The organism is Cellulosimicrobium sp. BMG9.22 (genome assembly GCF_059159975.1).
Genome location: NZ_JBZGBY010000017.1, coordinates 39,888 through 54,184, shown reverse-complemented (window position 1 = coordinate 54,184; position 14,297 = coordinate 39,888). Strand labels below are relative to the sequence as shown.

Below are 14,297 nucleotides of genomic sequence, written 5' to 3'. Positions count from 1 at the left end.
ACCTCGCGATCACCAGAGTCCAAAGTAGCGGAGATTGCCCTCGGGGGGCGGGAGCGGCCGTGCGCTCGCGCGCCGCGACCTTCGCCCACCCGCCGTCCGCGCCCGGTCAGGACGGCGAACGGGTCGGGGCGAACCGGACGTAGCGCCCGGCGTGGTGCCGTCCGGTGCGTGACGTGCGTCTCAGAGACCGGCGACGACCTGCGCGGCGATCGTCACGGCGAAGAACAGGATGATGAAGGCGAGGTCGAGCCGCACCTGACCGAGCGTGAGCGGCGGGATGACGCGGCGCAGGGCACGCAGGGGCGGGTCGGTCGCGGAGTAGATCACCTCGGCGAGCACGAGCACCGCGCCCCGCGGCTTCCACTCGCGCGCGAAGAACTGCACCCAGTCGAAGACGAGCCGACCGATGAGCAGCAGCAGGTAGAGCCAGAGCAGGAATCCGACGATCCCTGTGATGAGGTCCCAGATCACGGGGTCAACTGTGCCAGACGACGGCGGCGCGCCCGGCCACCGGACACGCCCGGGCACTGCAGGTCACCTCGACGGGCAGAGCGGAGGGGCAGACGCCGGACGGCGTCTGCCCCTCCGGTCGACGGCGCGCGAGGACGCGCTGCTGCTCAGCCGGGTCGCGGTTCAGCTCTGGTTGTAGAAGCCGGCCCGTCCTGGCGGCGGGGTCGCGGCGGCCTGCTCCTCGCCCGTGATCTCCACGTGCTCGGGCGACAGGAGGAAGACCTTGTTCGTCACGCGCTCGATGGCGCCGTGCAGGCCGAAGATCAGTCCGGCGGAGAAGTCGACGAGGCGCTTGGCGTCCGCGTCGTCCATGTCCGAGAGGTTCATGATCACGGGCGTCCCGCCGCGGAACGCCTCGCCGATCACCCGCGCGTCGTTGTACGAGCGCGGGTGGACCGTCGTGATCCGGCGGAGCTCGGCGGCCGACATGTTGGTCTGCGGCACCTCTCGTGGCCCGAGGCCGCGGTGCAGCGGCGTCACCTGGGCCTGGTAGTCGTGCGACACGTCCGCCCCCGTCTCGTCGAGCTCGTCGACGTACTGGTCCTGCTCGTCCTCGCCGCGATCATCAGCGAGGCCCAGATACAGCATGGTCTTGCGCAGTGCTCCTGCCATGGGCCTTGCTCCGTCCTCGATCCAACCGTCGGTCCCGGCCGTCGGACCGGTGATTCACGCTAACCGAGCGCGTCGCGGGAGCGGGACGCGACACGCCCGGGAGGGGTGAACCTCGTCCGCTGCGCCCGGCGTGGCGCCCTCACACCTCGACGAGCGCCACGAGCCCGGCGAACCGCCCGGTCGTCGTGCCGTGGCGAACCGCACGGCGGTGCGAGAAGAACCGCTCGTCCTCGATCGTGCACGCCTCGACGCGGCGCACGGAGGCGACGCCGGCGTCCTCGAGGTCGGCGACGACGCCCGCCGGGAGGTCCAGCGCGGGCGTCCCCCAGGACGTCGTCGACCTGGTCGCCGGGCGGGAGCGCGCCACGTCGTCGCGCAGGGTGGCCGGGACCTCGTAGCAGCGGCCGCACGCGCACGGCCCGACGGCGGCGCGCACCCGGTCGGTCCGCGCACCCGCCGCGACCATCGCGGCGACCGCCGTCCCGACGACGCCCTCGGCCAGCCCGCGGCGGCCCGCGTGGGCGACCCCGACGACACCCGCCTCGGCGTCGGCGAGGAGCACGGGCACGCAGTCGGCGACCAGCACGCCGAGACCGTTGCCCGGCCCGGTCGCGACGATCGCGTCCGCCTCGCCGACGGTCGGAGCGTGGGCGTCCGAGCCGACGGGCGTGTCGAGGAACACCACGTGGGTGCCGTGCACCTGCGTCGCGAACGCGACGGGCGCTCCGAGCCACGCGGCTGCCAGAGCGCGGTTCGTGCGGACGCGCCCGGCGTCGTCCTGCACTCCGAGCCCGAGGTCGAGCGAGTCCCAGGGCGCGGGCGAGACGCCCCCGGCGCGCGTCGTGAACCCGGCGCGCACGCCGGGACCGAGATCCACCTCGACGACGTCGAGCGGGCCGGTGCCCACGGCACCGGCCCGCTCGTCGCGCTGCTCCGTCACGAGGTCACTTGAGGAAGTCCGGGACGTCGAGCTCCTCGACCTTGCGGCGCGCGGGCTCCTCGTCGAAGATGCGCGGCGGCACCTCGACCGCGGGGTTCTGACCGCCGGGGGCGGCCTCCGCGTTGTGGTTCACGGGCTGCTCCGACCCCACGACGGTGAACGCGGGGGCCCCTGTCGCGGAACCGACGGGAACGGGCCGCGACCCGCCGTCGAGCGTGACCGGGACGTCGTCGCCCTCGCTCTGGATCGGCACGACCGGGCGCGGGAGCGTGTGCGCCCCCGTCGTCGGGACGGGGGCCGGCGGCACCTGGCGCGGCACGCCCGGCACTGCGGGGATCGCACTCGTCGCCGGGCGCTGCGCGCCCGCGACCTGGCCCAGCGCGCGCGAGTCCCCCCGGACCGTAGGCGATCCGCCGTCGAACCCCGCGGCGATGACGGTGACACGCACCTCGTCGCCGAGCGCGTCGTCGATCACGGCACCGAAGATGATGTTCGCCTCGGTGTGCGCGGCCTCGTGCACGAGCCGCGCGGCCTCGTTGATCTCGAACAGCCCGAGGTCCGATCCGCCCTGGATCGACAGCAGCACACCGTGCGCCCCGTCGATGCTCGCCTCGAGCAGGGGCGAGGAGATCGCCATCTCGGCGGCCTGGACGGCGCGGTCGTCGCCGCGCGCGTTGCCGATGCCCATGAGCGCGCTGCCTGCGCCCTGCATGACGGACTTCACGTCCGCGAAGTCGAGGTTGATGAGGCCCGGCGTGGTGATGAGGTCGGTGATGCCCTGGACACCGGACAGCAGCACCTGGTCGGCCTGGTGGAACGCCTGGAGCGCGCTGACGTTGCGGTCGGACATCGAAAGCAGGCGGTCGTTCGGGATGACGATGAGCGTGTCGACCTCGTTGCGGAGGTTCTCGATGCCCTGATCGGCCTGGACGGAACGGCGCCGGCCCTCGAACGTGAACGGACGGGTCACGACACCGACCGTGAGCGCGCCCAGCGAGCGCGCGATGCGTGCGACCACGGGGGCGCCGCCCGTGCCCGTGCCGCCACCCTCGCCCGCCGTGACGAAGACCATGTCCGCGCCGCGGAGCACGTCCTCGATCTCCTCGGCGTGGTCCTCGGCGGCCTTCTTGCCGACCTCGGGGTCCGCGCCGGCACCGAGCCCGCGCGTGAGCTCGCGACCGACGTCGAGCTTGACGTCGGCGTCGGACATGAGGAGCGCCTGCGCGTCCGTGTTGATGGCGATGAACTCGACGCCCTTGAGGCCGACCTCGATCATCCGGTTGACGGCGTTCACGCCCCCACCGCCGATGCCGACCACCTTGATCACTGCTAGGTAGTTCTGCGGAGTTGCCACGTCAATGCCTCTCGATCGGTCAGCCCTGAACCTTCACCCTCAACTAGAGGGTTATAGTTATGTCAGGTCGTTCATGGGTCGACCGTAGGTGTCGGCCTGCCCATCATCAACGACCGCCTCGCGCGTGTCGGGGATCGCTCATCGCGTCACCGGCATCGTGGGCGCCGAGACGTCGTAGTGCGTCACCCCGGCGTTCTCGGGAACGGCCCGCAACGTCTGCAGGACGCGCACCTTGAGCGCCGCGTCCTCGCCGCTCCCCCACTCGACGACCACGCCGTCGCGCAAAGTCATCCGCACCGCGTCGCGCGTCGGCGCCGAGACCTCCGCGACCTGCGCGTGCAGGTCCGCAGGGAGCGCGTTGAGCAGGACGAGAGCGGTCTCGAGCGCCCGGGCACCCCGCTCGTCGAGCGGTGCGTCGATCTCGGGCAGCCCCTCGGGCACGACCGGGTCGGTACGGACCCGGACACCGTCCGCGTCGAGCAGGGCGAAGCCCTCCTCCACCGGGACAGCGACCACCGGTTCCCGCGACTCGAGACGCACGTCGAGCCCCGACGGCCACACCCGGCGGATCTCGACGTCCCGGACCCCGTTCAGCCGTAGCACGCGCTCGCGCAGCGCGACGGTGTCGAGGCGGGGCAGCGGGACGCCCGCCGCCTCGGCGACGACGGCCTCGACCTGTGCCGGGTCGATCACCGTCCCCTCGCCCGAGATCGTCACGTCCTCGGTCTGCAGGCCGAGGACCGACGAGAAGAACGCGACCCAGACGAGGGCTGCCGCGACGACCACACCGCCTGCCCACCAGAGGATCCGGGACCGCACCCGGTGGCGGCGCATCGCCTCACGCTCGGCGAGCCGCTCGGCCATCCCGTGCGAGACGACGCCGACCGGCGCCGTCGAAGGACGAGACGGCGCGGTCCTGGGGACGCGGGCGGGACGCGCGCCGGCGTCCCGTGCCGTTCGCGGAGCGCCAGTCGGCACGAGCTCACCGCGCGGCACGGAGGCGACCTTCCGCACAGGGCGGGTCGGTGTCTCCTCGGGCGGCACGGGCGCCCGTCCCGTCGAGCTCGACCCGCCCGGACGCGTGCCCGACGACGCGCCCGCGCTCGTCCCACCGGCGCGCGTCCCGTCGGGCCGGGCCTGTGCGGGGCGAGGGCGGGGTGGGGGTCGCATCAGCGCACGCCCCCTCCGCGGGCGGCGAGCAGGTCGAGGACGACCGCTCCCAGCTCCGTGACATCGCCCGCGCCGACAGTGAGGAGAAGGTCCCCGGGCCGTGCGGCATCGGCGATCCGGTGCGCCGCCTCGACCCGGTCCTCGACCGCGGCGGCCGCCGCCGACCCCATGAGGTCGACGATCGTGTGCGGGCCGACGTCCGGGTCCGGGTCCTCGCGCGCGGCGTAGATCCCCGTGACGACGACCTCGTCCGCCGCGGCGAGCGCGTCGGCGAACTCGCGCGCGAACGTCGCGGTGCGCGAGTACAGGTGCGGCTGGAAGAGCACGAGCAGGCGCCCCTCGCCCGCGACCGGCCGCGCGGCCGCGAGCAGCGCCGCGACCTCCGTCGGGTGGTGCGCGTAGTCGTCGACGACGCGCACGCCCCCGGCCTCGCCACGCTCCTCGAAGCGACGGCCGGTCCCGAGGAAGCCGTGCGCGGCGGCCACGGCCGTGGGCGGGTCCACGCCCAGCAGCACTGCCGTCGCCACGGCGGCCGTCGCGTTGAGCGCGTTGTGGTGCCCGGCGACGCGCAGACGCAGCCCGACGGGCCCGAGCTCCACGGCGCCCACCGACCCGGCGAGCGTCGCCCGCACGCCGACGCGACCCTCGTCGTCGGCCTCCGGGCGCACGTCCGAGAGCCGCACGTCGGCGTCCGCGGACGTGCCGTACGTGACGACCGTGCCGCCCTGCCCCGCGTGCGTCGCGGCGAGGGCGCGCGCTCCGGGGTCGTCCGCGCACGCGACGAGCGTCCCGCCCCCGGCGACACGACCGGCGAACTCGACGAACGCCTGCTCGAACGCGGCACGCGACCCGTAGTGGTCGAGGTGGTCCGGCTCGACGTTCGTCACGACCGCGATGTCGGGCGCGTAGTTGAGGAACGACCCGTCCGACTCGTCGGCCTCCGCGACGAGCACGTCGGACCCGAGGTGCCCGCCTGCGACCGGGCCGTCCGCCGTGAGGACCGTGCCGCCGATCGCGAACGACGGGTCGAGGCCCACCCCGCGCAGGACGGTCGCGATCATCGCGGACGTGGTGGTCTTCCCGTGCGCCCCCGCGACCGCGACGGACCTGCCCTGGGCCATGAGCGTCGCGAGCGCCTGCGACCGGTGCAGCACGCGCAGGCCCGCGGCGCGCGCGGCGGCGAGCTCGGGGTTGGACTCGCGCACCGCGCTCGAGACGACCACGGTGTCCGCGCCCTCGACGTGCCGGGCGTCGTGGCCGACCCACACGCGCACGCCGTCGGCGCGCAGCGCGGCGAGCGTCTCGCTCTCCTTGGCGTCCGAGCCCTGCACGCGCACGCCGTGCGCGGCCAGCAGCCGCGCCACCACGGACATGCCGGCACCGCCGATCCCGACGAGATGCACGATGCCCAGCTCGTCGAGAGGCACGGGGGCGCGATCCTGGCGGTCCGTCACGTCCTCGCCCCCGCAGCGGCCTCGGCGACCGCCTCGGCCACGAGGTCCGCGACACGCGCGGCGCCGTCGCGCACGCCCGCGCCGGCCGCGGCGTCGGCCATGGCTCCGAGCCGGTCCGCGTCGCCGAGGAGCGCCGGGACCTGCTGCGCGACCCACGCCGCGGTGAGCTGCGCGTCGTCGACGAGGAGGCCGCCGCCGGCGGCGACGACCGGGCTGGCGTTGAGCCGCTGCTCGCCGTTGCCGACGGGCAGCGGGACGTACACGGCGGGGACACCGAGCGCGGCGAGCTCGCTCACGGTGCCCGCGCCCGCGCGGCACACCACGAGGTCGGCGACGGCGAGCGCGAGCTGCATCTCGGAGAGGTACTCGCGCACGTCGTAGCGTGCGCCCGGACGGGCCGCCACGGCGTCGGCCGCGGCGTGGCGCACGGCCGCGTCCTTGCCCTTGCCCGTGAGGTGCAGCACCTGGACCCCGCCGGCGAGCAGCTCGCCCGCGGCGCCCGACACCGCCTCGTTGAGGCTCTGCGCTCCGAGCGACCCGCCCGTCACGACGAGCGTGCGCGCGTGCGGGTCCAGCCCGAGGCGCGCGGCGGCGTCGGCACGGGCGGCCGCGGCGTCGGCCTCGCGCGCGGCCACGAGGTCGGCGATCTCGCGCCGCAGCGGCAGGCCGGTCAGGACACCGTCCTTGAGGGCGGTGCCGGCGAAGGTCACACCGACGCGCGCGGCCCAGCGGGCCCCGAGGCGGTTCGCCAGCCCGGGGCGGGCGTTCTGCTCGTGGATCACCACGGGGACGTCCCGGCGCCGGGCCGCGAGGTACGCGGGCGTCGAGACGTACCCGCCGAAGCCGACGACCACGCGCGCGCCGGTCTCGTCGATCACCGCGCCCGCGGCGTCCACGGCGGACTTCAGGCGACCGGGAAGGTTGACCCACTCCGCGCTCGGCCGCCGCGGCAGCGGGACGCGCGGCACGTACCGCAGCGGGTAGCCGCGTGCCGGCACGAGGTCGTCCTCCAGCCCGCCCGCGACGCCGAGCGCCGTCACCACCACGGAGGGCTCACGCTCCCGCAGCTCGTCCGCCACCGCGAGCAGCGGGTTCACGTGCCCCGCCGTCCCGCCACCCGCGAGCACCACCGAACCGATCGTCGTCACGTACCTCGTCGTCCTCTCCTGCGCGGCCGGTGCCGCGTCGTGGTCGTCGTCCTGCAGTCGTTCACGTGCTGCGTCGTCCTGCTCCCGGGCGCGCCGTGGCCCGCCCGAGGGTTTGCTCACGAGGTCCGTCGTCGGGGCCGCGCGGCCCGGCCCACGACCGCGAGCGAGCGCCGCACGACGCTACCCCGTGCCGCGAGCGCCTCGGCGGCACCGGGCTCGGACCGCGCGAACGAGATCACCACGCCGAGCGCCGCCATGGTCGTGATGAGGGCAGACCCGCCGGCCGACACGAGGGGCAGCGGTACCCCGATCACCGGGATGAGCCCGATCACGACACCGATGTTGATGAACGCCTGCCCCACGATCCAGCAGGCGATGGCGGCCGTCGTGATCTTCACGAACGGGTCCGGGTGACGGCGCACGATCCGGCTCATCGCCACGCCCAGGACCACGAACAGACCGAGCACGAGGAGCGTGCCGAGCAGACCCAGCTCCTCACCGATCACGGCGAAGATGTAGTCGTTGTGCGCCTCGGGCAGGTAGCTCCACTTCTCGCGGCTCGCGCCGAGGCCCACGCCCGTCAGGCCACCAGTGCCGAGTGCCCACATCCCGTGCATCGGCTGGTAGCACGAACCCAGGGTGTCGGCGCACTCGCCCCAGGTGTCGGTGATCCGGCCCAGCCGGTCCCCACCGTCCTGGAGGTAGATGAAGAAGTACGTCACGACGAAGGCCGCAGCTGCCGCGCCGAGACCGAGCAGTCGCATGCTCGCGCCGGACACGAAGAACGCGCCGGCGACGAGCAGCATGACCACGAGTGCGGTACCGAGGTCGTGGCCGGCGAGGACGAGAGCGATCACGAGGCCGGCCACGGGTGCGGCGGGGATCAGGACGTGTCGCCACTGGCCCAGCAGCCGCTGCTTACGCCCGAGGACGGCTCCGAGCCAGAGCGCGAGCGCGAGCTTCGCCACCTCGGCAGGCTGAAAGGTGAACAGCCCCAGGTCGACCCAGCCCGCGTTCCCGTTCACGTTCTTGGCGAGCGACGTGAACACGAGCATCTGCACGGCGAGCGCTCCGACGAGCACGGGCCACGCGAGCCGCTTGTACCAGGCCACGGGAACCCGTGTCGCGACAAGGAGCACGGGTAGTCCCATGAGGACGAACTGCGCCTGACCGACGAACGCCTCGAACGGGGAGTTCCCGGCCGCGATCTCGGTGACGGCCGAGCTCGAGAACACCATGACGAGGCCGATGATCGTCAGGAGCGCGGTCGCGCCCACGAGCAGGTAGTAGCTCGTCACGGTGCTGTTCCACTGGCCGAGCCACTGGGGTTCGGCCGGCGCCGAGCGCTTGCGCGCCGGTCGTGCCGAGGTGGTCGTGCGCGGCGCTCCGCCTCGCGCCGTCGTTCGACCGCCGCCGGTGCGGGACGTCGTGCGCGTCGCCGTCGTGCCCCGGCCGCTCGCGGTCTGTGTCATCGCCGGTCCGGCCTACCCGTGCTCGGGCGCCAGGGCCCGCGCGGCGTCGGCGAACGCGTCGCCGCGGGCGGCGTACGAGCGGAACTGGTCCATCGAGGCTCCGGCGGGCGCGAGCAGCACCGTGTCGCCGGCCTGGGCGAGGCGGCGCGCGGAGTCGACGGCACGGGTCATCACCGACCCAGTGTCACCAGGATCCACGCGCACGACGGGGATATCCGGCGCGTGTCGGGCGAGCGCGCCCGCGAACGGCTCGGCGTCTACCCCGACGAGCACGACGGCACGCAGCCGGTCCGCTCGCGCGGCGACGAGGTCGTCGAACGACGCGCCCTTCGCGAGCCCACCCGCGACCCACACGACCGTGCCCGGGGCGAAGGCGGCGAGCGACGCGGACGCGGCGTGGGCGTTCGTGGCCTTGGAGTCGTCGACGTACGCGACGCCGTCGACGCTCGCGACCTGCTGGATACGGTGCGCGCCCGTGCGGAACGCTCGCAGCCCGTCTCGCACGGCGACGGCGGTCACGCCGTGCGCGCGCGCGAGCGCGGCCGCCGCGAGCGCGTTGGCGACGACGTGCGCCGGCACGACGCCGTCGGACCCGGCGAGGTGCGCGAGGTCGCCGAGCGTCGCGAGCTCCGCGGCGTACGTGTGCCGGTCGCGCGCGTCCGCGGGAGCGTGGAACGCCCGGTCGACGAGCACGTCCTCAATCAGGCCGAGCTGGCCGCGGGTGGGGGCACCGAGCGTGAAGCCGACGGCGCGCGCGCCCTCGACGACGTCGGCGTCGCGCACGAGCGCCTCGGTGCGCGGGTCCGCGGCATTGTAGACGCACGCGATCTGCACGTCGGAGAAGACCCGACCCTTGTCCGCCGCGTACGCGTCGAGACCGCCGTGCCAGTCGAGGTGGTCCGCGGCGACGTTGAGCACGGCCCCGGCCTCGGGCGAGGTCGTGTGCGTGAAGTGGAGCTGGAAGCTCGACAGTTCGACGGCGAGGACCTCGAGCGTCGGGTCGAGCGCGGCCTCGACGACCGGGGTCCCGACGTTCCCAACGGCCGCCGCGCGCAGACCCGCGCTCCGTAGGATCGTCTCGAGCATCTCGACGGTCGTCGTCTTGCCGTTCGTCCCGGTCACGGCCAGCCAGGGCGCGGGCCGCCCGGACGGGCCGTCCACGCGCAGGCGCCACGCGAGCTCGACCTCGCTCCACACGGGGACGCCACGCTCGGCGGCGTCGACGAGCAGCGGGTGGCTCGGCGGCCAGCCCGGCGAGACGACGACGAGGTCGGTCGCGCCGAGGTCGACGGCACCGGCGTCGTGCAGGTCGGCGTCGTCCGCGCGGTCGTCGAGCGTGACGACGGCCGCCGCGCGGGGCCGCAGCGCCGTCGCGGCCGCGCGGCCGGAGACGCCGAGGCCCGCGACGACGACGCGCGCCTGGTCGAGCGGGACGGCGAGGTCGTGACGGTCGCGCACTAGCCGACCACCCACTCGGCGTAGAAGACCCCGATGCCGAGCGCGGCGAACAGCCCCGCGATGAGCCAGAACCGGATGACGATGGTGACCTCGCCCCAGCCGGACAGCTCGAAGTGGTGGTGCAGCGGCGCCATCTTGAACACGCGCCGACCGGTCATCTTGAAGAAGCCGATCTGGATGACGTCGGACAGCACGATGATGACGAACAGCCCGCCGATGATGAGCGCGAGGAACTCGGTGCGCGTGAGGATCGACAGGCCGGCGAGCGCGCCGCCGAGGGCGAGCGAGCCGGTGTCCCCCATGAAGATCTTGGCCGGGCTCGCGTTCCACCACAGGAAGCCGAAGCACGCGCCGACGATCGCGGCGGCGACGATCGCCATGTCCTGCGGGTCGCGCGTCTCGTAGCAGCTCGGGCCGGCGGAGGCGAGCCGCTGGCAGGTCTGGTTGAACTGCCAGATGCCGACGAGCACGTACGAGCCGAACACGATGAGCGACACCCCCGTGGCGAGGCCGTCGAGCCCGTCGGTGAGGTTCACGGCGTTCGACCAGGCGGTGATGAGGAAGTTCGCCCAGATGACGAAGAGGATCAGCCCGACGGTGGCGCCCGCGAACGCGAGGTCGAGGTTCGTGTCGCGGAGGAACGAGATGCGGGTTGACGCGGGCGTGCGCCCGTTCTCGTTGGGGAACATCAGGGCGAGCACCGCGAATGCGATGCCGACGGCACCCTGCCCGACGATCTTCGCGCGCGCGGTGAGGCCGAGGCTGCGCTGCTTGCGGATCTTCGTGAAGTCGTCGAGGAACCCGACGATCCCGAGGCCCGTCATGAGGAACAGCACGAGCAGGCCGGAGACGCTCGGCAGCCGGCCCGAGACGACGTACGACATCGCCCAGCCCAGCAGCGTCGCGCCGATGATGACGACGCCGCCCATGGTGGGGGTGCCGCGCTTGGTGAAGTGCGCCGTCGGCCCGTCCTGCCGGACGAACTGCCCGTAGTTGCGGCGCACGAGGAAGCGGATGAACAGCGGCGTGCCGAAGAGGGCGACGAGCAGGGAGACGCCCGCCGCGACGATGATCGCGATCATGCGGCGCTCCCTCCCGCGAGCTCGTTGCCGAGACGCCACAGCCCGGAGCCGTTGGAGGCCTTCACGAGCACCACGTCCCCTTCCCGCAGCTCGTCGCGCAGGAGCTCCGAGGCCTCCTCCACGTCCGCCACGAAGCGCGTCTCGTCCCCCCACGACCCTTCCTGGGTCGCGCCGTCGTGGATCCCGCCGGCCCCCTCGCCGACGACGACGAGCAGCTTGATGTTCAATCGCACCACGAGCCGGCCGATGTCGTCGTGAGCGACGCGCGAGTCGTCCCCGAGCTCGAGCATCTCGCCGAGCACCGCGACCGAGCGCCGCTCGCGCCCGGCCATGACGGCGAGCGCCCTGAGCGCTGCCCGCATGGAGTCGGGGTTCGCGTTGTAGGAGTCGTCGATCACGGTCACCCCGTCGGGGCGCTCGGTCACCTGCATGCGGTGCGGGCTGAGCGCGCGCGCGTCGGAGAGTCGCGCCGCGACGTCGTCGAGCGACACACCGAGGCGCAGGGCCGCGGCCGCCGCCGCGAGCGCGTTCGTCACGTGGTGCTCGCCCACGAGCCCGAGGGTCACGTCGGCCTGCATCTCGGCAGGCGTCTCGGAAGTCTCGGCGTCCGCCGCGGCCCGGCGCACGCGCAGCGTGAACGCGGCGCGGCCGCTGCGGTCGATGCGCAGGTCCTGCGCGCGCACGTCCGCCGAGGAGATCGTCCCGAAGGTCACGACGGCGCCCGGGGCGACGTCGGCCATCGCGGCCACCCGCAGGTCGTCCGCGTTGAGCACGGCGACGCCGCCCGGTGCGAGACCGGCCACGATCTCCGCCTTCGCCCGGGCGACGGCGTCGATGCCCCCGAACTCCCCGAGGTGCGCGCTGCCCACCACGAGGACCACGGAGACGTCCGGCGGCGCGATGCGCGTGAGGTAGGTGAGGTGCCCGACCCCGCTGGCGCCCATCTCGAGCACGAGGAAGCGCGTGGACTCGTCGGCCTCGAGCACGGTCAGCGGCAGCCCGATCTCGTTGTTGAACGAGCCGCGCGGCACGACGGTCGGTCCCTGCGGGCTCAGGAGCTGGCCCAGCAGGTCCTTCGTCGTCGTCTTGCCCACGGAACCCGTGATGCCGACGACGCGCAGGTCGCCGCGCTCGCGCAGCGTCGCGAGGACGTGCCGGGCGAGCTCGCCGAGCGCCGTCTGGACGTCGTCGACGACGACGCACGGGACGTCGAGCTCACGGGCCGCGAGGACGAGCGACGCTCCTGCCGCGACCGCGGTCGCCGCGTAGTCGTGTCCGTCGACGTGCTCGCCGGGCAGCGCGACGAAGAGCGATCCCGGTGCGACCCGACGGGAGTCGACGACGACGGGCCCCCCGACCCGTGTCTCGGGGTCGGCGGACAGCCGTCCACCGGTCGCTGCGGCCACCTGGGCCGCAGTGAGCTCGATCATGCGTGGTGCTCCTTCGGGTCGTGCGGGGCGGGGGGTGCGGCGCGGCGCTCGAGCGCGGCGCGCGCCTCGACGCGGTCGTCCAGCGGGTGGTCCACGCCCGCGATCTCCTGCCAGACCTCGTGCCCACGGCCCGCGACGAGCACGGTGTCGTCCGGGCCCGCCGCGGCGATCGCCTCGTGGATCGCCCGCGCGCGCGGGGCGACCTCCCGCACGACGACGTCGCGGGGCTCAGGTGCGGCGGCGGCGGCCTCGCGGGCCGCGAGCGCGCCGGGCAGGACCTCGGCCCGGATCGAGGCAGGGTCCTCGCCGTGCGGGTCGTCGTCCGTGACGACGACGACGTCGGCGCCCTCCACGGCGACGCCGCCCATCGTGGGGCGCTTGCCGCGGTCCCGGTCGCCCGTGGCGCCGAAGACCACGACGAGGCGGCCGGGCGTCGTCGGCCGCAGTGCGTCGAGCGCGAGCGCGAGGGCGTCCGGGTTGTGCGCGAAGTCGACCACGACGCGCGGGGCGTGCGGGGGCTGGGAGACGACCTCCATGCGGCCCGGGACCGCCGGGGCGAGCCCGCCGACGGCGTCGAGCGCCGCCTCGAGATCGCGCGGGTCGGTGCCCGCCTCGAGCACGAGCGCCAGCGCGAGCGCGGCGTTGGCGACGTTGAACGACCCGGGCAGCGAGGTCGTCGTGCGCACGGAGCGACCGTCGCGGTGCCGGAGCGTGAAGGACGTGCCGCCCGCACCCTGCGGCACGGCCTCGGTCACGGTCCAGTCCGCGTCGCCCGCTGCTCCGCCGTCGTCCCCACCGGCGACGCGCAGCGTCGCCACGGGGACGTGGGCGGCCGCGACCATGCGCTCGCCCCACGCGTCGTCGACGACGACGACGCCGCGGCGTGCGTGCTCCGGCGTGAAGAGCAGAGCCTTCGCCTCGAAGTACTCCTGCAGGTCGCCGTGGAAGTCCAGATGGTCCTGGCTGAGGTTCGTGAAGCCCACGACGTCGAAGACGAGGCCGTCCACGCGGTGCAGCGCGAGCGCGTGCGACGAGACCTCCATCGCGAGCGTGCGCACCTCGTCCTCGCGCATCGCGGCGAGCAGCGCCTGGAGGTCGGCGGCCTCGGGCGTCGTCAGGCGGCTGGGGAGCACGCGGTCGCCCGAGCGCATCTCGACCGTGCCGATCAGGCCGCCCTTCCAGCCGAGCGCGCGCAGCGCGTGGTCGACGAGGTACGTCGTGGTGGTCTTGCCGTTCGTGCCCGTGACGCCGAACGTTGTCAGGTCGTGCGCGGGGCTGCCGTAGACCCAGGCGGCGACCGGCCCGAGCAGCGCGCGCGGGTCCTGCGCGACGAGCACGGGGACGTCGATCCCCGCAGTCTCCAGCAGTCCCGCACCCTGCTCGTCGGTGAGGACGGCGTGCGCGCCGCGGCCGACGGCGGCGGCGGCGAACCGGGCGCCGTGCGCGCGCGCGCCCGGGAGCGCGACGAACAGGTCGCCCTCGTCCGCCGCGCGGTCGTCGGAGGCCACCGACCACACCTGCACGGCAGCGTGTGCCGAGGGAGCTTCGACCTCCCCACCTGCGCGGACGTCGAGACCGAACCGTGCAGCCAGGTCCTCGACCGTGCGACGGGTGGTCGCGGCAGGACGAAGACGGTCGATCGGGGATGTCACGTGTAGAACCTACCG

Annotated in this window: 12 protein-coding genes; all 12 read right to left on the bottom strand. The window is 74.2% G+C overall.

Annotation, left to right across the window (positions count from 1 at the left end):
* Positions 1-180 precede the first annotated feature (180 nt).
* Entirely contained in the window at positions 181-471 is a 291-nt protein-coding gene (locus tag AC4H2H_RS12620) for a YggT family protein (protein ID WP_494371155.1), read from the bottom strand.
* A gap of 162 nt (positions 472-633) precedes the next feature.
* Positions 634-1,122: a cell division protein SepF gene (locus AC4H2H_RS12615; RefSeq protein WP_494371154.1), complete on the bottom strand. Its 489-nt coding sequence runs from the start codon at positions 1,120-1,122 to the stop codon at positions 634-636.
* Positions 1,123-1,261: 139 nt separating this feature from the next.
* On the bottom strand, positions 1,262-2,062 hold the full coding sequence (gene pgeF, locus AC4H2H_RS12610) for a peptidoglycan editing factor PgeF (RefSeq protein ID WP_494371153.1): 801 nt from the start codon (positions 2,060-2,062) through the stop codon (positions 1,262-1,264).
* A 4-nt stretch (positions 2,063-2,066) separates the two neighbouring features.
* Positions 2,067-3,416, bottom strand: coding sequence for a cell division protein FtsZ (gene ftsZ, locus AC4H2H_RS12605; RefSeq protein ID WP_494371152.1), 1,350 nt, complete (start codon positions 3,414-3,416; stop codon positions 2,067-2,069).
* Positions 3,417-3,554: 138 nt separating this feature from the next.
* On the bottom strand, positions 3,555-4,280 hold the full coding sequence (locus AC4H2H_RS12600) for a cell division protein FtsQ/DivIB (RefSeq protein WP_494371151.1): 726 nt from the start codon (positions 4,278-4,280) through the stop codon (positions 3,555-3,557).
* A 305-nt stretch (positions 4,281-4,585) separates the two neighbouring features.
* On the bottom strand, positions 4,586-5,959 hold the full coding sequence (gene murC / locus AC4H2H_RS12595; protein ID WP_494371191.1) for a UDP-N-acetylmuramate--L-alanine ligase: 1,374 nt from the start codon (positions 5,957-5,959) through the stop codon (positions 4,586-4,588).
* A 77-nt stretch (positions 5,960-6,036) separates the two neighbouring features.
* Entirely contained in the window at positions 6,037-7,188 is a 1,152-nt protein-coding gene (murG, locus tag AC4H2H_RS12590) for an undecaprenyldiphospho-muramoylpentapeptide beta-N-acetylglucosaminyltransferase (RefSeq protein WP_494371190.1), read from the bottom strand.
* A 116-nt stretch (positions 7,189-7,304) separates the two neighbouring features.
* Entirely contained in the window at positions 7,305-8,660 is a 1,356-nt protein-coding gene (ftsW, locus tag AC4H2H_RS12585) for a putative lipid II flippase FtsW (protein WP_494371150.1), read from the bottom strand.
* Between the two features lie 12 nt (positions 8,661-8,672).
* Entirely contained in the window at positions 8,673-10,118 is a 1,446-nt protein-coding gene (gene murD / locus AC4H2H_RS12580) for a UDP-N-acetylmuramoyl-L-alanine--D-glutamate ligase (protein ID WP_494371149.1), read from the bottom strand.
* Positions 10,118-11,200 (bottom strand): phospho-N-acetylmuramoyl-pentapeptide-transferase, encoded by a 1,083-nt coding sequence (mraY, locus tag AC4H2H_RS12575; RefSeq protein WP_494371148.1) that lies wholly within the window; start codon positions 11,198-11,200, stop codon positions 10,118-10,120. Before mraY ends, murD begins: the two co-directional genes overlap by 1 nt.
* A complete protein-coding gene (locus AC4H2H_RS12570; RefSeq protein ID WP_494371147.1) occupies positions 11,197-12,630 on the bottom strand; it encodes a UDP-N-acetylmuramoyl-tripeptide--D-alanyl-D-alanine ligase in 1,434 nt (477 codons plus the stop codon). The genes mraY and AC4H2H_RS12570 overlap by 4 nt, the downstream gene beginning before the upstream one ends.
* Positions 12,627-14,282, bottom strand: a complete 1,656-nt coding sequence (locus AC4H2H_RS12565; RefSeq protein WP_494371146.1) for a UDP-N-acetylmuramoyl-L-alanyl-D-glutamate--2,6-diaminopimelate ligase — start codon at positions 14,280-14,282, stop codon at positions 12,627-12,629. Before AC4H2H_RS12565 ends, AC4H2H_RS12570 begins: the two co-directional genes overlap by 4 nt.
* Positions 14,283-14,297: the final 15 nt, after the last annotated feature.

Bases quoted from the DNA above. Each gene is read 5' to 3' on its own strand.
- murC (WP_494371191.1), bottom strand. From the start codon at position 5,959: ATGTCCGTGGTGGCGCGGCTGCTGGCCGCGCACGGCGTGCGCGTGCAG.
- mraY (WP_494371148.1), bottom strand. From the start codon at position 11,200: ATGATCGCGATCATCGTCGCGGCGGGCGTCTCCCTGCTCGTCGCCCTC.
- ftsW (WP_494371150.1), bottom strand. From the start codon at position 8,660: ATGACACAGACCGCGAGCGGCCGGGGCACGACGGCGACGCGCACGACG.
- AC4H2H_RS12600 (WP_494371151.1), bottom strand. From the start codon at position 4,280: ATGGCCGAGCGGCTCGCCGAGCGTGAGGCGATGCGCCGCCACCGGGTG.
- AC4H2H_RS12570 (WP_494371147.1), bottom strand. From the start codon at position 12,630: ATGATCGAGCTCACTGCGGCCCAGGTGGCCGCAGCGACCGGTGGACGG.
- AC4H2H_RS12615 (WP_494371154.1), bottom strand. From the start codon at position 1,122: ATGGCAGGAGCACTGCGCAAGACCATGCTGTATCTGGGCCTCGCTGAT.